We start from the raw sequence: 18,891 nt of genomic DNA, 5'->3' as shown, positions 1-18,891 counted from the left end.
TTTTCATGGGCTTGATTGCAATATTTTGAAAAGATTCAAATACTATATCGCTTGTTTTGCTAAATACTTTATACTTTAACTAATAAAAAATTGATTAATATCAGCCTTATTTTCAAAAGCTATACTTGTATAAGCTTGATTTTTAAATTTAAGTTCATAGCTTTTTCCTACTTCGTGTTTAGTATAGGTAAGGGCTATTTTTAAGGCAAGTTCTAAGTCTTTTTCTGAAATTTTTTCATCTACCAAAGAGTAAGCTCCGATTAAATCTCCAAGTTCTATTACTTCATATTTAGGAGTTTTTAAACCTTTTAAAAGAGTATTTTCAAGTTCATTTCTACCTATGATCATTTTAGCTCCATTGGGTAATCTTAAATGACGACCATATTTTAAAAGTTGTGCGTCATTAACCTGCATATCTTTGTCAAATTCTATGAAATCTCGAATTTTTTTAGCAAAACTATCAAGAGTTAGCAAACAACCTCCACCTGGGCTTTCAAAGTCTTCTAAGCCAAATTTAGCTGCAAGTTCAAGTTGTCTTTTACGACTTCTTCCAATAATACCTTCGAGTTTTTCTCTATCTACCCAACCTTCTCTTTCAGGTTTGGTTAGAGGTAGGTTTTTTGCACACATAGGACGCAAGATTAAATCTTCTTCATCAAGAGCAAGTTTTTTAACCTTTGCCATTGCATCACTTCTTTGACTCATAGGGCGTTGTCCTAAAACTTCTCCTGTGATGATAAAACTTGCATTTTCTTCTTTTAACATAGCAAGAGCAGTTTTAAACATAAAAGCATGACAATCTATACAAGGATTAAAATGTTTGCCATAGCCATATTGTGGATTAAAAAGCACTTCTTGAAGATAGGAATTTCTTACATCTATCATTTCAAAATCTGCACCTACCATTGCCGCACGCTTTTTCATGATTTCGCTTTTATCACTTGTGCTTCCAAAACCTATGTTGATATTTAGAGCTTTAACTTCTATGCCTTGTGCAGTGATGAGTTTCATTGCAAGCATACTATCAAGCCCACCGCTAAAAAGAGCTAATGCTTTCATTGATTCCTTTCTGAGATTATAAAATTTTTTAAGATTTTGTCGATTATAAAAGATATAATTTTAACTAAAAAATCTTTAAAATAAGGATTGGAAAGTGTTAAAAATAATTTTGGTTTTAAGCATTTTGAGTTCTTTTGCTTTTGCAAATTCTTGTGCTAACTACGAGCAGGAACTTAAAAAGTGTAATTCTTTAAAAAATTCACATGAGAGAAAAATATGTCGTTTAGGTTTATTTGCAAAATGTAAAAAAGGATAAATAATGAAAATCGATACTTCTACTAGTTTAACCCATTTTTTAACTAATAATGTTGATAAAAAAGAGCTTAGCGTATTAAAAAAAGAAGATCAAGATAAAATTCCCGTGCAAGATCTTTCGAGTTTAAATAGCGATGGTGTTAAGGTTGTTTTTGAAAATAAGCAAGGTGAACTTATAGCTTTAAATTTAAGCGATGAAAATTATAGTAGTTTACAAAAAAATTTCGGTTCTTATACGAATTATGTTGCTAGAAATGATGGTAGTATAAGGCTTAATGGCGAAGCAAATCAATTTGTTTCAAATTGGTTTGAAAGTGTAAAAGATAATTTTGGTTCTTTAAATTCAAATTTAAATAATAAACAACAAAGTGTAAAATTAAATTTTAATACAAGTACCCTTCAACAAAGTATGCAAAATTTAGGCTTTAAAACAAGCGATGAAAAAATATCTGATGATGCAAATATAGAAGAAAAATTAAATTTTTTTATTGATAAAGATGTAAATAAAGATGGTAAAGTTGATGATAGTGATGTTAAAGAACCTAGCATGAGAGAAATTTTAAGCGACATTAAAGAAGCATCAGGTGGTGGAGCTAATGCTATGAAAACCATAGATCCGCAAAAAATCAATAAAAAAGATGATAAGGAAAATAATATCAAAGAAAAAGAAGACGAAGATTTGCTTCAAAAAGCTCAAGAAAAAGGTTTAAGTGCTTTAAGTGCTGATGAGCAGGCAAAGCTTGAGGCTAGCAATCCTGAAGAATTTGAAAAACTGAAGCAAAAATCTTTGCAAGAATTAAGTCAGAATTTAAGTAAAGATTTTCAAAATAAAATTGAAAATCAAGAAGCACAAATTGTAGATAAGAGAGTGTAGCAAATTATAATTTTATCCTCTTAGGGTTTTAAAATCATAATAGGTAGTGTAATTCTTAAATCTCCATTATAGTGTGGAAAATTTAAAGAAGCTTTTCTTATGCTTTCTAAAGCACTTTTATCTAATAAATCATATCCTGAGCTTTCGATGATTTTTAAATCTGCTAAAGTTGTGTTAATTGAGTGATCTTAGGTTTGACATTTGTATCAGTTGTTTTTGCAAAAGTTTTAACTTCTTGAGTTGGTGCTATTGGGGTTTTATTTGGTATTGGGTGTGGAGGTGTTTTTTTATCTTTTTTTGCATTTTTTCAGGAGTTTTTTAATAACTTTTGGCTGAGGTTTTGGTTTGATAGGTTCTATAATGGATTCTGTTGGTTTAGTCTCATTTGTTGGATTAGTTTGGGTAAATTGTTTTATTGCTAAAGAAAAAGAATCTTCATTTTTAATTTCCATTTTAAAAAAGTCATTCGAGTGAAAAATGACAAAAAGTAAAGGTATAAAGACTATAAAAGTTATATAAGAAGCTTGGTATTTATGATTTAAAAATAAAGTTTTCATTTGTTTTTCTCAGTAAGAATCTGAAAATTTTCATGTTCTTTGGCTTTTAAAAAATCTATAATTTTTACAAAGCTTTCAAATTTAGCATTTTTATCGCTTTTTAGTTCTACTATGGTTTTTTTATCAAGTGAAAAAATAGCATTTTGAACTTCATTTAAATCAGCTAATTTATCATTTAAATAAAAAGTATTTTTTTCGTCTATGATTATAAGAAGTTTTTTTTCATTATTGCTTATATTGGTAGCATTTTCACTTGAAGGAAGTGAGATTTGAATTTTTCCATGTGCAATAAAGGTTGAAATACTAAGCACTATAGCAAGCAAAACAAGCATAATGTCTATAAATGGGACTATATTTAAACCTTCATTTTTTGGTAGTTTAAGCATTTTTATTTGCCTTATAAGCATTGCTTAAGAGAGAAACTCTTCTAAGTAAGGCATTATAAGCCATTAAAGCAGGAATAGCAACCAAAAGTCCTAAGGCTGTAGCTTTAAGAGCTAAAGAAAGTCCCACGATTATAGATTTGACATCTATATTGCCCGCCAAGCCCATTTCGTAAAATGTAACCATGATGCCTATTACAGTGCCTAAAAGTCCTATATAAGGGGCATTGGAATAGATGATATATATAGTGGTTAAATTTTCACTAATCGCATCATCAAATTGCTCTTGATTCTCATAATTTTTAAAGTTAATTTTTCTAAAAAATAGCATTCTTTCTACAACACACCAAAAAGCTATAAATGCCATAATTCCTAGAATTAAAAAGATAATTAAATCGATGTAATCTTTTAAAAATTCCATATTTTTCTCCAAAAATATACTTATAAATTTTAAAAGATTATACTGTATAAAAAATAAATTTATAATTAATATCAATTATCATAATTTTTAAGAAATTCTTGTTTATAGTATTTATTTTTATTAGGTTATAATTTATAAAAATTTAATAGGGTTTAACATGACTATAGATTTAAATCACAATTTTACCTCTTTTGTTCTTCTTGATGAAGTTGATTTTAATTTTTCGGAGTTAAAAAGCATTTTAGAAGATAAATTTAATATAAAAATAGCTGATGAAAATTTTACCAAAGAGGGTGTGATTTTTTCATATGAAAATATGTTGGTTACTCTAAATTTGATTAAAAATCCTATACCTAATCACGAAGCAGAATACTATGCAAATTTTAATTTTATGTGGAAAGATGCCTTAGAGCAAACTAAAAAACATAAAGCTCATCTTCTTATAGCGGTGCTAAGTCAAGATCAAAGCAAATTAGAACAAGCTAAAATGTTTACAAAAATTGCAGCTTTATGTTTGGATAATAAACATGCTTTAGGTTTTTATACAGGTGCAGTTGTTTTAGAGCCCAGTTTTTATATAGAAAATGCAAAAATGTTAGATGATAATCGCTTGCCGGTATATAATTGGATATATGTTAGTGTTTATCCTAGTGAAAATGGAGTTAATGCTTATACTTATGGGCTTAGAAATTTTGATAAATTAGAACTTGAAGTTTGTGATTTAAACATAGAAGAAAAAGAACTTTTTTTTGTATTTATGATATTGTTTTGCATATTTTAACTTATGATATTAATCTAAAAGATAAAGATATTTTAAAATTTGAAGATGGAAAAGAAATAAAATTTATAAAAAGTCAAGGTATAAGTGTTGAGAATGAAAGCTTGAAAATTATTTTTTAAGTTTCACATTCACTTCACAGTTTTGAGTTAAACTTTCGCCAACCAAGAAAAAAAGGAGAAATTATGAAAGCAAAACTAACTTTACTTGCTTTGTTGGGTACTACGGTGCTTTTAGCTAAAGATATGGTTGTTCCTGCTAGCGAACTTCCAAATAATGCCAAAGAATTTATTTCTAAAAATTTTAAAACCGCTCAAATTGGTTTGGTGAAAAAAGATATAGATTCTTATGATGTGATTTTAAATGATGGAACTGAAATTGATTTTATGATCAATGGAGAGTGGAAAGAAGTTGATGGAAAATATAAGGCTTTGCCACATACTATCTTACCTAATGTTATGAAAAAAGTGAGTGCAACTCAATCAAATGCTCAAATTCTTGAAGTAGACAAAGAAATTAATGGTTATAAATTTAAGTTTAATAACAATATGGAAGTTTATACAGATATGCAAGGAAATATCCTAGGTCAAAAATTAGATTAATTTTTGAAAATTTAACTCCCTTAGAAAATTTGATGCAAAAATTTGGAAGCATAGTCTTCCAAATTTTTATTTTTTGATTGCAAAACCCAAAATATATTTAGTTTTAAAATAATACTTTATTGATACAAGTGATTGTTTTTTTATAAAATTAAATTTACAAAATGTTACATAAGATTTAAAATATTTTTTTTAAAAAATAATTATTTATAAATATTTTGCTAAAATAAAAGAGATGTAATCTTAAATTTAAGGAAGAATAATGAATACTCCTAGATGGACTAGTCACGATACAAGGTGGGTTTTATCTCTTTTTGGAACAGCTATTGGAGCCGGCGTACTTTTGTTACCTATTAGTGCTGGGCTTGGTGGATTGATACCTTTATTAGTTATACTTGTTTTAGCTTTTCCTATGACTTACTTAGCTCATAGAAATTTATGTCGCTTTGTGCTTTCAAGTTCTAATCCAAAAGATGATATTACTTTTGTTGCAGAAAGTTATTTTGGCAAGGGCGGTGGATTTTTAATTACACTTTTGTATTTTTTTGCTATTTTGCCTATTTTATTGGTTTATAGTGCTAATCTTACAACAACTTTGCTTGAGTTCTTAATCAATCAGTTCAATTTCAATGCAGATCTTACTCATGCTGCTCGTTGGTGGGTGAGTTTTTTGATTGTTGGAGTTTTGGTTTTGATTTCTATTCTTGGTGAAAATGTTGTAACAAAAGCAATGAGTTTTCTTGTTTTTCCTTTTATTATATTTTTATTTATTTTTTCATTGCTTTTAATTCCACAATGGAATTTATCGTTATTTGCAAATGTTGATTTTTCCGTAATTTCAACAAGTAATTTTTGGGTTACTTTATGGCTTGTTATTCCTGTGATGGTATTTAGTTTTAATCACTCTCCTATCATTTCTTCACTTGCTTGTTATTGTAAAAAAGAATATGGTGGTTATGCTGAACCTCGCGCTAGAAAAATTATTTCTTTGGCAATTATTCTTATGGTTTTTGTTGTAATGTTTTTTGTTTTTTCTTGTGCTTTAACCTTTACACCAGAAGATTTTGCATCAGCAAAAGATCAAAATATCAATATTCTTACTTTTATAGCAAATAAATTTCCTGAAGTTTCTTTGCTAGCTTATGTTGGACCTATTGTTGCACTTGTGGCTATTAGCAAAAGTTTCTTAGGGCATTATCTTGGTTCTCAAGAAGGCTTAAATGGTATTTTATATAAAGCAAGTAATGGTAGAATTCAAGGTAAATTCGCTCAAACTTTAACAGCGATCATTACCTTTGCTATCGCGTGGCTTGTTGCGTATAAAAATCCAAGTGTTATAGGAATTATCGAGGCTATTGGTGGTCCTGTTTTGGCTATTTTGCTTTTCTTAATGCCGCTTTATTGTATTTATCGTTTTGATATTTTGGCAAGGTTTCGTAATAAATTTTTAGATCTTTTTGTTTTGGTAATGGGGATAGTTGCAATTTCTGCTGCAATTCATGATCTTTTATAAATTAAGGATAAAAAATGAGTAATTTAAGCATTTTTAAAATAGGTGTTGGCCCTTCTTCTTCTCATACTTTAGGGCCTATGCTTGCTGGAAATTTATTTTGTAAAAAAGTTGCTAAAAAGCTTGATGAAATTGATAGAGTTGAGGTTACTCTTTATGGTTCTTTGTCGTTAACAGGCAAAGGACACTTGAGTGATAAGGCTGTGATTTGGGGGTTAAATGGCTTAGAAGCTAAAAATTTAAGTGCGGCAATACAAGATGAAGTAAATAAAAATGCTATTGAAAATGCTCAAATTGATTTTTGTGGCGAGAAAAAACTTAGTTTTAATTATGAAAAAGATTTGATATTTTCTAAAGATTTTTTACCTTTACATGAGAATGGTATGAAAATTAAAGCTTATGATTGTAAAGGTGGGTTAGTTGATGAGGAAACTTATTATTCTGTAGGTGGAGGCTTTGTTTTAACAGCTGCGGAATTAGAAAAAAAAGGTAAAAATTCTAACCAAAATAAAAAGAAAAAACTAGATATAGAGCTTAATAACGCTAAAGAAGCTTTAGAGCTTTGCGATAAAAGAGATTGGGATTTAGCAGAGCTTTCCTATCGTTATGAATTGCAATTTCACACTAAAGAGGAAATTCGTGCTTATTGTCTTGAAATTTGGGAAGTGATGCAAGAAGTGTATTATAATGGCACGCATCCAAATGAAGATTATTTGCCCGGAAAACTTCATTTAAAACGTAGAGCTAAAGGGCTTAAAGAAAGAGTGGCGATGACAGCTGATCCTATGGGCATTATAGATTTTATTTCTTTATATGCTATTGCGATTGCTGAAGAAAATGCTAGCGGAGCAAAAGTTGTAACCGCGCCAACAAATGGAGCATGTGCCGTTATCCCTGCTGTTATGCTTTATCTTAAAAATCATACTATAGGTTTTAGTGATGAAAAAGCTATAGAGTTTTTATTAACAGCAATGCTTATAGGTTCTTTTTATAAGAAAAATGCAAGTATTAGCGGAGCAGAAGCAGGTTGTCAAGCAGAAATTGGTAGTGCTAGTTCTATGGCAGCTGCAGCTATGGCAACAGTTTTAGGAGCTAATGCTTTTAAAGCATGCAACGCTGCTGAAATGGCAATGGAACATCATCTAGGTCTAACTTGCGATCCAGTTGCAGGACTTGTGCAAATTCCTTGCATAGAAAGAAATGCCTTTGGAGCCATTAAGGCCATAAGTGCTGCTAGAATGGCAATGACACGCAAATCCACTCCTATGGTAAGCCTTGATGAGGTTATAGAAACCATGTATGAAACAGGAAAAGATATGAATTATAAATACAAAGAAACTTCTTTAGGTGGTCTTGCTACAAATTTAAAAACAGTATGCTAAAGTGTTTTTACACTTTAGTGTATTTTTTCATTCTTAGACTTAAAAATTCTTTCATTTCTTCTTCGGAAAAACTTTTAAGAATACGAATTTGCTTAAAAAGCAAGCCAAGATTGATTGCTCCCATCACTAAAAGCAATAAGCAAATCATTAAAAAAACAAGATCTATGGCTCCAAATTCATTAATCATAGCCAAACTTGCAAAAAATATGCTCGCTAATAACAAAAAAAATAAAAGCAATATTTGTTTTAATTTTGCCTCATTAAAATTATCGCAATTTTGAGTGAAATTTCTAAAAAGTATGATCTTTTTACCCAAATTTGAAACTAAAATTTCATCATTTTCTTTAAATAAGCCTTCTTTTAAACTTTGATAAAAAAAGATTTCATTATTTAAATTTAAAGCATCTTTGTAGCTTGATAAGGTGTAGTCTTTGTAAAAAAAGGATTTTAATTCATTTTTCTTTTCTATTTTAAATAATCTTAAATCATTTCTCGCATAAAAAAATCCACTAAAGTTCATAAATGCCATAAGTATCACTCCCTAAAAAATTCCTATAAAGTGGCTTGAAATTTAAAGGTATTGTAACATTTTTTTCATCATTTAAACTTGAACTTTGGAAAATCAAAAACATATCTATTTCATCTTTAAAGGTTTTGAGAAAATTTTCTCCACCCTCATACATTAAAAATTTAGCTTCACTTGGAATTTGGGTATAAATTTGGCGGTTTGGAACTTTAAATAAAGGGATATTTTTATCAAAATTATCTATATTTTGACGGCTTAAGATACAAAGATTAGGCGCTTTTGCTTTGCAAAGCCTAGCATCTAATATAGGGCAATCTTTTCTTATGGTTTCTCCACCGACTACAAGCAAATCAATCACCGCTCTAATTTCATGTGCATAAGTGCGACTTAGCTCATTGCTTACGATTTTGCCAAAAGGCGAGCCATTCATAGAAAGGGCTAATTTAAAAAGTTTAAATTGCCCTTTTTGCCATTTTAAAAAAGGTTTTAAAAGTTTTTTTCCTTCTTCTTTAAGTATGTCAAATTCAACCTCTATGCCTTGTTTTTTTAAAAATTCAGCCCCACCACTTGCGATTTTATTTCCATCTTTAACGCTGATGAAAATTTTTTTAAAACCTAGCTCGCTAAAGAGTTTTGCACAAGGAGGCGTTTTTCCTTGATGAGAGCAAGGCTCAAGTGTGACAAAAGCTATGCTATCTTTAAATACACCTTGATGGTTTTTGCAAATAAACTCATGCAAGGCGTTTGCTTCTTTAGGCAATGAAATTTCAGGTCTTAAGCTTTTAAAAGCATGAGCTATGGCATTAAGTTCTGCATGAGCTAATCCAGCTTTTTCATGAGCTTTTATGGCTAAAATTTTTTCATTTTTATCTAAGATTACACAGCCTACAGCCGGATTTGGATAGGTTAAAAACTGATATTTCCAAGCCTCATTTAAAGCTAAATTCATATAAAATTCTTTCATTTGCCTACCTTATATTTTAAAATTTGACATATTTTTAAAATTTTATATTTTTGTTTTAAGATAACAAATTCTAAATTTTCCATTTGTATTTCTTATTTTTAATTATATTAGCCATAGTTTTTTTAAGTTTTTTAGGATATAACGAAAATAGTAAGATTGAAGTATTATTTTTCATTTGTAGTATCCTTTAAATTAGGAATGATATAAGCTTGATAAACTAGAAAGTTTTGGTGGCCGGGAGAAAGGGATTCGAACCCCTGGAGGTGTGACCCTCAACGGTTTTCAAGACCGCCGCTTTCGACCACTCAGCCATCTCCCGATAAAGTAAAGTTTTGCCTTTTGGAGGCGACATCCGGATTCGAACCGGAGATCAAGGCTTTGCAGGCCCATGCCTTACCGCTTGGCTATGTCGCCCTGATAATGTTGAAAAAGTGGTGCCCGAGGCCGGACTTGAACCGGCACGGAAGAAAAATTCCGAGGGATTTTAAGTCCCTTGTGTCTACCAATTCCACCACCCGGGCGGGTGATTATGGAGCGGGAAACGAGATTCGAACTCGCGACCCCAACCTTGGCAAGGTTGTGCTCTACCCCTGAGCTATTCCCGCATAAATTTCTGAAAGAATTGAAGATAAAAGTATAGCAAAATAAACTTAAAAGGAGTTTATTTTGCCTTAAGTTATTTGCAAATAAATAAAGCTTTCGCGTTTAAAATTTGTTCTTTTTCGCTGATAATTGGAGATGAAAGTTCTATATTATCAGATTTTGCATTTAGCATTCTAGGTGCGATATTGGTATTGGCATTTACTTGTAAATTTTTCAATACACAAGTTTTATTAAGATCTAAAGAGTAAGTTTTTTCATATTCGTATGATGTTTTTAAAAGCTCTTTGTAGAGATTTTCTTTGTTGTTGTTTAGTGTATCTTTTGAAAATTTTGTTTGTATGGCTGGTGTTGAAACGCTGATGAAATTATTTTTAGCTATGATAGAATTGATGTCATTTAAAAGATTGTTAAAATCTGCAAGTTGGTTTTCTTTAAATTCACATTCTAAATTCGCATCAAATCTTTGACCTTTTGGAGTTTGTATACCATCTTTATAGGAAAAATTAGGTTCTAAAGAAAAACTTCCTCCGCTACAAAAATTTTCTTTTTTTGAGCGTTCTAAAATTTGATTGAAAATATTTGTGATTTCAGCTTTTTCACTATTGTCTAATGTAATTTTTGAACTTAAATTTTCATTTGCCCAAAAATTAATATTTGCATATAAAATATCGGGTTTTAGTGTATTGCTTACTTCTATATTTCTTGAAAAATATAAATCATGATTAGAGTCTTTTTTGCCTAAAAATTCTACATTAAAAACTACTCCTGCAACAAAAAGTAATAAACATAAAAAACCTACACCTAAACCTTTAAAAAAAGCTAACATGGATATCCTTAATAATTTAATTTGAGCTAATTTTAGCAAAAAATTTTAAAATTTTTTGTTATACTCTCATTTATGCAAAAAAAAGAGCTTGAAAAACTACAAGAAAATTTACTTCTTTGGTATGAAAAAAATGGACGCAAAACTTTGCCTTGGCGTAATTTACAAAGTCAAAATTGTGATGAAAGTTTAAAGCATATTGATAGAGCTTATGGAGTTTATATCAGCGAAATTATGCTTCAGCAAACTCAAGTTAAATCAGTTTTAGAAAGGTTTTATTTCCCCTTTTTGCAAAAATTTCCTACTTTAGAAAGTTTGGCTAATGCTAATGAAGACGAGCTTTTAAAGGCTTGGCAAGGACTTGGTTATTACACTCGTGCTAGAAATTTAAAAAAGGCAGCTTTAGAATGCGTGGATAAGTTTGGGGCTAAATTACCTAAAGAAGTTGAGGATCTAAAAAAATTAAGTGGTATAGGAGCTTATACAGCAGGCGCTATAGCTTGTTTTGGCTACGATCAAAAGGTTTCTTTTGTTGATGGCAATATACGCCGTGTGCTTTCTCGTCTTTTTGCTTTGGAAAATCCTAGCATGAAAGAACTTGAAAAAAGAGCTAAAGAGCTTTTAAATTTAAATCATGCCTTTGATCACAACCAAGCTTTGCTTGATATAGGGGCTTTGGTTTGTGTGGGTAAAAATGCAAAGTGTGGGATTTGTCCTTTGTATGATTTTTGTCAAGGCAAATTTAATACAGAGTTTTATCCAAGAGCTAAAAAAATACTTTATGAGAGTTTAAATTTAAATCTTTTTTTGTTTGAATTTAATAAAAAATTTGCGATACAGAAAAGCCAAGATAAGCTTTATAAGGGTATGTATAATTTTCCTTTTTTTAAAGAAGGAGAATATAAACTTTCTAAAGATATGAGTTTTGTAGGGGAGTTTAAGCACGGCTATACTAAGTATAAACTTAATATCAAGGTTTATCATCAAATTTTAAACAATGAAAATAAAAATTATGAATTTCAAACCTTAAAAGAGTTAGAAAGTACCGCACTTTCGGCACTTTCTTTAAAAGCGTTAAAATTAATTAAGCTCTGATTTTTTAGGCAAACACAAAGTAGCTATAAGCATGATGATTGTAAAAATAGCTATATAGATAAAAAAGCCATTTTCTATACCTGCATTTTTAAATTGTAAAGCAACCCAAGGAGCAGATCCTCCAAAAACAGCATTTGAAATAGCATAACCCAAACCTGTCCCTAAAGCTCTTACATGTTCAGGAAAAAGTTTTGCTTTAAAAATCCCAGCAACTGAAGTATAAAAACTTAAAATAACAAACAATAATACCACCAACATAAATGTCAAAGAAGGATTATTTTGTGCGTTATTGGCTATAAGTGAAAAAATAGGATAAATTCCTACCAATGCCAAAATACAAAATACAATTAAAGATCGTTTGTGACCTATTTTATCTCTTATATATCCAAAAAGAGGTTGAATGATCATTAGTATAAATAAAGCACCTAAGAAAAGATTATTAACAAGCATTTTATCCATACCCGTATTTTCCATAAAAGTTTTAGTATAAGTTGTAATGGTGTAAAAAGCTAAAGAACCTCCAGAGGTAACCCCAAGTACCATTAAAAAAGGTTTCCAAGATTTGCATAATGCTTTTAAAGTACCACGATCTTCATGCTGGTGAAGTTTTGTAGCACTTTCATTCATCATTTTTCTTACAAAAAGCGAGCCTAGTGCTAAAATTCCGCCTATTACAAAAAGTATTCTCCAAGCATAATCTTTCATATCATCAATGCTAAAAAATAAAAACATTATACTAATGCTTGCAACGGCCAAAAGTTGACCACCTATTAGGGTTACATACTGAAAAGATGAGTAAAAACCGCGTTTTCCTTCCGTAGCAAGTTCTGAAAGATAAGTAGCTGCTATGCCATACTCCCCGCCTACACTAAGACCTTGAATAAGTCTTGCTATTAAAAGCAAGATAATAGCAAGATCGCCCACTGTATCTTTGCTTGGTAAGGCTGCTATCATAAAAGAGCCTAAAGCCATTAAAACCACTGATATAACCATAGATTTTTTACGACCTACTTTATCAGCTAAAGAGCCAAAAAGCCAAGAGCCTATAGGACGCATAAAAAATCCTGCTGCAAAAACCCCAAAGGCATTGATTTGCTGGATAACAGGATTATCTGAAGTTGAAAAAGTATGAGCAAAATAAGTTGCTGTAAAAGCATAGATATAAAAATCAAACCACTCTACTAAATTTCCGCTACTTGCAGCAATAATAGAGCGAATTTTTTTCGTGCGAGTAAGCTCTTGCATAAACCCTTCCTTAATTTTAGATTTTTATTTAAGTATAGTGTGATTTTTGTTTAATATATTTAAAAATAAAGAAGAGAAATAAAAAAGATAAAAATATCGATAAAAATGTTACATATTTTAATAAATTTCATAAATTTTGGTAAAATGTTTACTCTAGGAAATATAATGAAATTTAAAAAAATATATATAGAATTAAGCGATATTTGTGGTTTAAAATGTGATTTTTGTCCTTCTCAAAAAGGAATTCGCGGGGTAATGAGTGAAGAAAAATTTCAAAACTTAGCTTATGAAATTTCTAATAAAGCTGAGCTTTTTACCTTTCATCTTTTGGGCGATCCTTTGCTTTTACCTAATTTGGAAAATTATCTAAAAATCGCAAAAGATGAAGCTATGAAACTTGAAATCACTACAAGTGGCTTTTATCTAAATTCTAAAAATCAAGCTTTATTGTTAGGGTATGAGAATATCCATCAAATCAATATTTCTTTAATGTCTTTTTTAAGTCAAAGCAAAATTTCTTTAGAACAGTATTTTAAGCCTATTTTAGAACTTTGCAAAAAGCATTTAGAGCAAAAAAGCCTTTCTTTTATCAATCTAAGACTTTGGAATTTAGATGCTAATTTTAAAGCACCTAAGTCAAATTTAAAAATTTATGAGTTTTTAGCTAAAGAATTTGAAGTTAAGATCGATACAAACTTAAGTAAAAATCGCTTGCAAAGACATATTTTGCTTCATCAAAATAAACTTTTTAAATGGCCAAATTTAAAAGATGAACCCCTTTATAAAAAAGGAAAATGTCATGCTTTAAAAGAGCAAATTGGGATTTTAAGTGATGGAAGTTTAGTGCCTTGCTGTTTGGATACTAAAGCAGATATTAACTTGGGAAATGTTTTTGAAAATAACTTTGATAAGCTTTTTAAATCATCGCGTATAAAGATGATGAAAAAAGCTTTTGAAGAAGATAAACGCATAGAAAAACTTTGTCAAACTTGCGAATTTTTTAAAGCAAGATTGGGTGATTAAAAATTGTTATTTTCTAGCTTTGTTTTAAATTCTTGAATTCTATCTATTATCTTAGGACTAAGGCGTAATAATATAGGTGTATCTTTGTTAAAATAAATACTTCCTGTTTTAACTGCTTTGGTATTTTTCAATAAAGCATTTGTATCTAAAAGATTGTTTTTGGCATTCATTCCAAGAATGAGTATGTCTGGATTTTGTTTCAGTATATATTCTGCTGATATAACAGGTCTTGAAATTTGACTTTGCGGACTTAAATTTTTAATCCCTATGAGTCTTAAAATATCAGCTATTAAAGAATTATCATTAAAGGCCATTAAAGGGTTGCTAGAATAAAGATAAATCGCACTTTTATTTAGGGGTTTATCGCTTAATTTTTTAAATTTTTGGTTAAATTCTTGTTTTAAAAGCTCTGCTTCTTTTTCTTTTTTCGTGATTTGACCTAAGGTTGTGATATTTTTTGTTATATCTTCTAAATGCTCGGCTTTTAAATTGATGCTTTTGATACCAAAATTTTTAAGTCCTTCTTCTAAATTTAAAGAATAAGAGCTTAAAATCACCAAACTTGGTTTTAATGCTACTATTTTTTCAAGTGAAGGATTTGAAAAAGTGCCTACGCTTGTAAGTTTTGAGGTTTGATCTTTAGGATAGATATTTGAGTGTTGTAAAGTGGCAATGCCTACGATTTGATCTTCAGCCTTAAGCATAAAAAGGGTTTCTATGCTTGCAGGATCAAGCACTACAAGGCGTTCTTTTGCATTTAGTGTGATTAAAAACAAACTCATAATAATTAAAATTTTTTTCATTTTTTCTCCTTTAAAGCTAAAATATAAGGTTTAGAATTTTTATAAATAATCTCGCAGTTTAAATCATAAATTTCTTTTAAAATTTCTTGAGTAAAAAGCTCTTTACTCGTTCCAAAATACTTTATTTCCCCTTCTTTTAAAAAAAGGATTTTATCGCAAAACATAGAAGCTAAATTTAAATCATGCAAGATAGCAACAACGGCTATATTTTTTTCTTTAACTCGTTTTTCGCAAAGGCTTAAAAGCTCTATAGCATAGTTTAAATCAAGGGCTGAAGTGGGTTCATCTAAAAAAAGAATTTTTGGCTTTTTAAGCAAAGCTCTTGCTAAAAGCATTCTTTGAAATTCACCCCCACTTAAAGAAAGTATGCTTCTTTCTAGAAAATTTTCAAGTCTTAAATCCTTAGCAAATTCTTTAATTTCTAAAATATCTTCTTTAGAATAAGAACTAAAAGCGTGTTTTAAATTCGCATATTTACTCATTAAAAGCACATCGATGACTTTTAAAGGGGTGTTTAATTCTGATTTTTGAGGCACAAAGCCACAAATTTTGGCAAATTCCTTAAGAGAAAAATCTTTGATATTTGTATTAAAAAGACTTATTTCTCCTTTATTTGGACTTAAATTTTTAAGTATAAGTTTTAAAAGAGTGCTTTTGCCTGAGCCATTTGGCCCTAAAATTCCTATAAAAGCCTGATTTTTAAGTTCTAAATGAATGTTTTTTAGTAAATCTTTTTGGTGATAAGCAAAGCTTAAATCTTGTATTTTTAGCATTATAAAAATCTCCTAGCACTTAAAGCCAAGTATAAAAAAATAGGAGCTCCAAAAAATGCAGTTAAAATTCCAATCGGAATTTGTACAGGGGCTAAAAGAGTTCTTGCTAAAGTATCACAAATAAGTAAAAATAATCCTCCAAATGCTGTACATAAAGGGATAACTAAGGCATTATCATAATTTTTAAGCAAAAGTCTTATAGTATGAGGAATGATGAGTCCAACAAAGCCTATAAGTCCGCTAAAAGCAACCGCAAAAGATACAGCCAAGGATGAGACGATGAGTAAATTTATCTTTAATTTTTGAGCATTTACCCCTAGATTTCTAGCTTCATCATCTCCGCTTAAAAGTATGTTTAATTCGTTTTTATGAGCGTAAAAATAAAACAAACAAAAAATTAAAGGCAAGATTAAAATTCCCACACGAAACCAAGAAGCATTGCCTATATTTCCCATAAGCCAAGCGACTATTTTAAAAGAATCCTCGCCTATAAGATAAGTGAAAAAAGAAGTAAAAGCTCCTAAAAAAGATGAAGCTGCTATGCCGATAATGAGTAAAGTCGCTATAGAAGCTTTAGAAGAAATTTTAAAAACTCCTAGGGCAAAAAAGGCAGAGCAAACAAAACCTAAAATTCCATAATAATAATCATTCAATTTTAACAAATACGCCAAAACCGCTCCAAAGGTTGCCGCAGAAGCTATACCTATGATATAAGGATCGGCTATAGGATTTGAAAATACATTTTGAGTGATAGCCCCACTACTAGCTAGAAGCATACCGATTAAAATCGCCATTATAATCCGTGGTAAGCGTCCATCTATGATGATTTGTCTTAAAATTTCATCTTGGCTAAAGATATATGAAAAAAGTTCTTTTGGGTTTAAATTCTCATCTCCTAAGCAAAGTGCTGTAAAAGAAGCGATTATATAAGCTACCAAAAGCCCTATAATCACTAAAATTTTAGAATGCGTATTTAAATTCAACATAGTAGTTTCTGCCATTCCCAACTAGGTATTGATCATTTATACTGTCTTGATAGGTGTAGTATCTTTTATCGAAAAGATTGCGAATTCCTGCTAAAATTTGTAATTTTTTATAATTATATTTCATACCAATATCTGTTAAAAAATAATCCCTTATCCAAGAATTTTTAGACATTTTTCCTGTATTTTCATTTATAGTTCCACCATCTTTTGCTCTAGAAAAATAGGTTAAATCAATAAAATTTGAGAAATTTTTATTCCAAGCGTATTCAAGCCCAGCTGTGGCTTTGATTTTTGAAACATAAGGAATTCTCATGCCGTCATTAACACCTTTAGAAATTTTAGCATCAAGATAAGTTAGACTTTCTCTAAAGATTAAATCATCATCTAAGAAATTTTGACTCAGACTTAATTCTACTCCTAAACGGCGAGTTTGATCTATATTATAATATTTCCACCAAGATCCACTAGTAGAATGAGGGTTTCCAAGATAAGAAATTTCATCTTTGCTTAGGGTGTAAAATAAAGTTAGATTAAAGCCGTAAAAATCCCACCAAAAATCATCAATACCTAGTTCAAAGGTATCAAAGATCTCAGCTTTTAGGTTCGACGAATAATAGGGTGGTATTCCATTACCAGTTTTGTTGCGATTGACAAATTGAGCAGGTGTAGGAGAAACAAAACCTCTTTCGTATTTAAGATAAAGATTGCCTGTGTCAGAGTATTTAAAGTTAGGGGTGATTTCAAAAGCAAAATTATTGGTGTTTTTATCGGTATCAAAAAGGGTTGTTGAGTCTGTGATTATAGGATTTGATGATGGCGGTCTTCCGTTCATACTCATTTCATTTCTATAAGATCTATTGGTATTATAAGTGCTAAATTCATATCTAGCTCCACCGGATAAAGTGAAAAATTCATTAAAATTATGAGAATCAAGAGCGAAAATAGAATGGCTTTGTTTAGTCATATCCATTAAAGTTGTCATCCTGTGATAATTTATGACACCTGGAACGCTATAATACACCAAACTCTTTCTTTTTGCATCATGGTTTGTAAATTCATAACCAAAAATAAAATAAGAATTATTTGCATAATTTAGCTTGTTTTTTAAACTTATCCCTGTAAGTGTGTCTTCAAAACCACTTCCATTTTGATAAGCTGTAGTTCCCATCATAGAAATTTCATCTTTTAGATAATTGATCTTTTGATTTTGCCAAAAAGCTTCTAGGTTAAATTCCCATATATCATCAAAATAGTAATGATAATCCAAAGAAATTTCAGGGCGATTGATTTGTGTGATATTGTCACTATTGCCTTTTTGGGTTGGATCGCTTTGAGCTTGTGCTTTTGTTAGATAGCCACTGCTGGTATTTTTGCTTTTAAAATAATTATAACCCAAAGTTAAATCGCTATTATCATTGATGTCAATATAGGTTTTTGTGTTGATAAAATAGCCTTTTTCATTATAACCTTCTTGATATCCATCAAGGTTAAAACTTTGTATATCAAAGCTAAAAGCTAAATTTTCATTTATTTGTTTGGCGCCATTGATACCTAAATTTCCACCTAGTCCACCATGATCATAGGCACTGCTTTTAAATTTATAGCAAAAGCATCTGATTTTTGTTTTTTTTGTAATGATATTAATCACACCCCCTCTAGTACCACTTCCATAAAGCACAGATCCACCCCCAGGTATGATTTCTATGCGTTCTACATTATCTAAATTGATACTATCTAGCGGGGTTACACCATGGGAATTATCAAGAACATTAATAGCACGCCCATCGATCATAACTTTTACAGCTATATTGGACTTATTTCCTTGTCCACGCATGTCTATATTGCGTCCAAGTCCAAAATTTACAAAACTAATGCCTGAAATTCTTTCTAAGGCTTGTTCTAAGGAAACATAACCTTTATTTTGCAGATCTTTGCCTTCAATGCTGATTACATTGCGTAAATTTGAGTCTGCATCTTGTTCAAAACCTGTTGCACTAACAACAACTTTTTGTAGATTGATAGCTTCATTTGATTCTTGTGCATTTAAATTAGTTATTAGTAATAATGCAAATAAAGATAAGTTAAAAGCTTTTTTATTTGGGTGCAAATTTTACTCCTTAAATAAAATAAATAATGATAATTTATATCATAATAATTTAGGATGAAATTTATCCTTTATTAACTTAATTTAGTATAAATTTTTGATAAAATAGATAATTTTTATATTTTAAG

18 protein-coding genes, 4 tRNA genes and 2 pseudogenes are annotated in these 18,891 nt (G+C 30.0%); 8 read left to right on the top strand and 16 right to left on the bottom strand.

Annotation, left to right across the window (positions count from 1 at the left end; translation table 11 throughout):
• Positions 1–75: 75 nt before the first annotated feature.
• On the bottom strand, positions 76–1,059 hold the full coding sequence (locus FBF06_RS09015; protein ID WP_032591106.1) for an MnmA/TRMU family protein: 984 nt from the start codon (positions 1,057–1,059) through the stop codon (positions 76–78).
• Between the two features lie 94 nt (positions 1,060–1,153).
• On the opposite strand from FBF06_RS09015, the gene FBF06_RS09010 reads away from it, so the two are divergent.
• Both FBF06_RS09010 and FBF06_RS09005 read left to right on the top strand, forming a co-directional pair.
• Positions 1,154–1,315 (top strand): hypothetical protein, encoded by a 162-nt coding sequence (locus FBF06_RS09010; RefSeq protein WP_002804949.1) that lies wholly within the window; start codon positions 1,154–1,156, stop codon positions 1,313–1,315.
• 3 nt (positions 1,316–1,318) lie between these two features.
• Positions 1,319–2,188: a hypothetical protein gene (locus FBF06_RS09005; RefSeq protein ID WP_002860082.1), complete on the top strand. Its 870-nt coding sequence runs from the start codon at positions 1,319–1,321 to the stop codon at positions 2,186–2,188.
• A 12-nt stretch (positions 2,189–2,200) separates the two neighbouring features.
• Here the strand turns inward: FBF06_RS09005 and FBF06_RS09000 are convergent.
• The 3 genes and pseudogenes from FBF06_RS09000 to exbB all read right to left on the bottom strand — a co-directional run bounded on the left by FBF06_RS09000 (position 2,201) and on the right by exbB (position 3,549).
• Positions 2,201–2,745: pseudogene (locus FBF06_RS09000) on the bottom strand (energy transducer TonB).
• Positions 2,742–3,131 (bottom strand): TonB system transport protein ExbD, encoded by a 390-nt coding sequence (gene exbD / locus FBF06_RS08995; protein WP_002901693.1) that lies wholly within the window; start codon positions 3,129–3,131, stop codon positions 2,742–2,744. Before exbD ends, FBF06_RS09000 begins: the two are co-directional and overlap by 4 nt.
• Entirely contained in the window at positions 3,124–3,549 is a 426-nt protein-coding gene (exbB, locus tag FBF06_RS08990) for a TonB-system energizer ExbB (RefSeq protein WP_002901691.1), read from the bottom strand. Before exbB ends, exbD begins: the two co-directional genes overlap by 8 nt.
• A 157-nt stretch (positions 3,550–3,706) precedes the next feature.
• Here exbB and FBF06_RS08985 point away from each other — a divergent pair.
• The 4 genes and pseudogenes from FBF06_RS08985 (at position 3,707) to FBF06_RS08970 (ending at position 7,818) form a co-directional block, all read left to right on the top strand.
• A pseudogene (locus tag FBF06_RS08985) lies at positions 3,707–4,449 on the top strand (DUF4261 domain-containing protein).
• 63 nt (positions 4,450–4,512) lie between these two features.
• On the top strand, positions 4,513–4,929 hold the full coding sequence (locus FBF06_RS08980) for a PepSY-like domain-containing protein (protein ID WP_002860079.1): 417 nt from the start codon (positions 4,513–4,515) through the stop codon (positions 4,927–4,929).
• A gap of 259 nt (positions 4,930–5,188) precedes the next feature.
• Positions 5,189–6,439 carry a serine/threonine protein kinase gene (locus FBF06_RS08975; RefSeq protein ID WP_052796101.1) on the top strand — a complete coding sequence of 417 codons (1,251 nt, stop codon included), beginning with the start codon at positions 5,189–5,191 and terminating at the stop codon, positions 6,437–6,439.
• Between the two features lie 14 nt (positions 6,440–6,453).
• Complete coding sequence (locus FBF06_RS08970) at positions 6,454–7,818, top strand: L-serine ammonia-lyase (protein WP_002892094.1); 1,365 nt, start codon at positions 6,454–6,456, stop codon at positions 7,816–7,818.
• A gap of 7 nt (positions 7,819–7,825) precedes the next feature.
• Here FBF06_RS08970 and FBF06_RS08965 read toward each other — a convergent pair whose 3' ends face one another.
• The 7 genes from FBF06_RS08965 to FBF06_RS08935 all read right to left on the bottom strand — a co-directional run bounded on the left by FBF06_RS08965 (position 7,826) and on the right by FBF06_RS08935 (position 10,737).
• A complete protein-coding gene (locus tag FBF06_RS08965; RefSeq protein WP_168977633.1) occupies positions 7,826–8,347 on the bottom strand; it encodes a hypothetical protein in 522 nt (173 codons plus the stop codon).
• Complete coding sequence (gene ribD, locus FBF06_RS08960) at positions 8,328–9,308, bottom strand: bifunctional diaminohydroxyphosphoribosylaminopyrimidine deaminase/5-amino-6-(5-phosphoribosylamino)uracil reductase RibD (protein WP_002935060.1); 981 nt, start codon at positions 9,306–9,308, stop codon at positions 8,328–8,330. Before ribD ends, FBF06_RS08965 begins: the two co-directional genes overlap by 20 nt.
• A 231-nt stretch (positions 9,309–9,539) precedes the next feature.
• Positions 9,540–9,627, bottom strand: a tRNA-Ser gene (locus FBF06_RS08955).
• A 21-nt stretch (positions 9,628–9,648) separates the two neighbouring features.
• Positions 9,649–9,722 (bottom strand) — tRNA-Cys (locus tag FBF06_RS08950).
• Positions 9,723–9,740: 18 nt separating this feature from the next.
• Positions 9,741–9,829 (bottom strand) — tRNA-Leu (locus FBF06_RS08945).
• Between the two features lie 9 nt (positions 9,830–9,838).
• Positions 9,839–9,913 (bottom strand) — tRNA-Gly (locus FBF06_RS08940).
• Between the two features lie 71 nt (positions 9,914–9,984).
• Positions 9,985–10,737 carry a hypothetical protein gene (locus FBF06_RS08935; RefSeq protein WP_002884723.1) on the bottom strand — a complete coding sequence of 251 codons (753 nt, stop codon included), beginning with the start codon at positions 10,735–10,737 and terminating at the stop codon, positions 9,985–9,987.
• Positions 10,738–10,809: 72 nt separating this feature from the next.
• Here FBF06_RS08935 and mutY point away from each other — a divergent pair, with 72 nt between their 5' ends.
• Positions 10,810–11,829, top strand: coding sequence for an A/G-specific adenine glycosylase (gene mutY, locus FBF06_RS08930; RefSeq protein ID WP_002858960.1), 1,020 nt, complete (start codon positions 10,810–10,812; stop codon positions 11,827–11,829).
• Here the strand turns inward: mutY and FBF06_RS08925 are convergent.
• The gene (locus tag FBF06_RS08925; RefSeq protein WP_168977632.1) at positions 11,815–13,074 is read right to left on the bottom strand and encodes an MFS transporter; all 1,260 of its coding nucleotides are present in this window, start codon (positions 13,072–13,074) and stop codon (positions 11,815–11,817) included. The genes mutY and FBF06_RS08925 overlap by 15 nt on opposite strands.
• 165 nt (positions 13,075–13,239) lie before the next feature.
• Between FBF06_RS08925 and FBF06_RS08920 the strand changes: the two genes are divergently transcribed.
• The gene (locus FBF06_RS08920; RefSeq protein WP_002882733.1) at positions 13,240–14,097 is read left to right on the top strand and encodes a radical SAM/SPASM domain-containing protein; all 858 of its coding nucleotides are present in this window, start codon (positions 13,240–13,242) and stop codon (positions 14,095–14,097) included.
• On the opposite strand, the gene FBF06_RS08915 is transcribed toward FBF06_RS08920, so the two are convergent.
• Genes FBF06_RS08915 through FBF06_RS08900 form a run of 4 tightly spaced genes read right to left on the bottom strand, consistent with a single transcriptional unit; the run spans position 14,094 to position 18,766 of the window.
• The gene (locus FBF06_RS08915) at positions 14,094–14,900 is read right to left on the bottom strand and encodes an ABC transporter substrate-binding protein (RefSeq protein WP_002882735.1); all 807 of its coding nucleotides are present in this window, start codon (positions 14,898–14,900) and stop codon (positions 14,094–14,096) included. The genes FBF06_RS08920 and FBF06_RS08915 overlap by 4 nt on opposite strands.
• Positions 14,897–15,673: an ABC transporter ATP-binding protein gene (locus FBF06_RS08910; protein ID WP_002882736.1), complete on the bottom strand. Its 777-nt coding sequence runs from the start codon at positions 15,671–15,673 to the stop codon at positions 14,897–14,899. The genes FBF06_RS08915 and FBF06_RS08910 overlap by 4 nt, the downstream gene beginning before the upstream one ends.
• The gene (locus FBF06_RS08905) at positions 15,673–16,659 is read right to left on the bottom strand and encodes an iron ABC transporter permease (protein ID WP_002856526.1); all 987 of its coding nucleotides are present in this window, start codon (positions 16,657–16,659) and stop codon (positions 15,673–15,675) included. The genes FBF06_RS08910 and FBF06_RS08905 overlap by 1 nt, the downstream gene beginning before the upstream one ends.
• A complete protein-coding gene (locus FBF06_RS08900) occupies positions 16,634–18,766 on the bottom strand; it encodes a TonB-dependent receptor (protein ID WP_052796102.1) in 2,133 nt (710 codons plus the stop codon). Before FBF06_RS08900 ends, FBF06_RS08905 begins: the two co-directional genes overlap by 26 nt.
• Positions 18,767–18,891: the final 125 nt, after the last annotated feature.

It is taken from the genome of Campylobacter sp. CFSAN093227 (assembly GCF_012897855.1).
GTDB lineage: Bacteria > Campylobacterota > Campylobacteria > Campylobacterales > Campylobacteraceae > Campylobacter_D > Campylobacter_D jejuni.
Note: the sequence above shows the minus strand (reverse complement) of the source record. Positions and strands in the feature narration are given on the sequence as shown.

Excerpts from the sequence above, each read along its gene's own strand:
- FBF06_RS08910 (WP_002882736.1), bottom strand. The coding sequence starts at position 15,673 with ATGCTAAAAATACAAGATTTAAGCTTTGCTTATCACCAAAAAGATTTA.
- ribD (WP_002935060.1), bottom strand. The coding sequence starts at position 9,308 with ATGAAAGAATTTTATATGAATTTAGCTTTAAATGAGGCTTGGAAATAT.
- FBF06_RS08920 (WP_002882733.1), top strand. The coding sequence starts at position 13,240 with ATGAAATTTAAAAAAATATATATAGAATTAAGCGATATTTGTGGTTTA.
- exbD (WP_002901693.1), bottom strand. The coding sequence starts at position 3,131 with ATGCTTAAACTACCAAAAAATGAAGGTTTAAATATAGTCCCATTTATA.
- FBF06_RS08980 (WP_002860079.1), top strand. The coding sequence starts at position 4,513 with ATGAAAGCAAAACTAACTTTACTTGCTTTGTTGGGTACTACGGTGCTT.
- FBF06_RS08905 (WP_002856526.1), bottom strand. The coding sequence starts at position 16,659 with ATGTTGAATTTAAATACGCATTCTAAAATTTTAGTGATTATAGGGCTT.
- FBF06_RS09015 (WP_032591106.1), bottom strand. The coding sequence starts at position 1,059 with ATGAAAGCATTAGCTCTTTTTAGCGGTGGGCTTGATAGTATGCTTGCA.
- FBF06_RS08965 (WP_168977633.1), bottom strand. The coding sequence starts at position 8,347 with ATGGCATTTATGAACTTTAGTGGATTTTTTTATGCGAGAAATGATTTA.
- FBF06_RS08935 (WP_002884723.1), bottom strand. The coding sequence starts at position 10,737 with ATGTTAGCTTTTTTTAAAGGTTTAGGTGTAGGTTTTTTATGTTTATTA.
- FBF06_RS09005 (WP_002860082.1), top strand. The coding sequence starts at position 1,319 with ATGAAAATCGATACTTCTACTAGTTTAACCCATTTTTTAACTAATAAT.
- FBF06_RS08975 (WP_052796101.1), top strand. The coding sequence starts at position 5,189 with ATGAATACTCCTAGATGGACTAGTCACGATACAAGGTGGGTTTTATCT.
- mutY (WP_002858960.1), top strand. The coding sequence starts at position 10,810 with ATGCAAAAAAAAGAGCTTGAAAAACTACAAGAAAATTTACTTCTTTGG.
- FBF06_RS08925 (WP_168977632.1), bottom strand. The coding sequence starts at position 13,074 with ATGCAAGAGCTTACTCGCACGAAAAAAATTCGCTCTATTATTGCTGCA.
- FBF06_RS08915 (WP_002882735.1), bottom strand. The coding sequence starts at position 14,900 with ATGAAAAAAATTTTAATTATTATGAGTTTGTTTTTAATCACACTAAAT.
- FBF06_RS08970 (WP_002892094.1), top strand. The coding sequence starts at position 6,454 with ATGAGTAATTTAAGCATTTTTAAAATAGGTGTTGGCCCTTCTTCTTCT.
- exbB (WP_002901691.1), bottom strand. The coding sequence starts at position 3,549 with ATGGAATTTTTAAAAGATTACATCGATTTAATTATCTTTTTAATTCTA.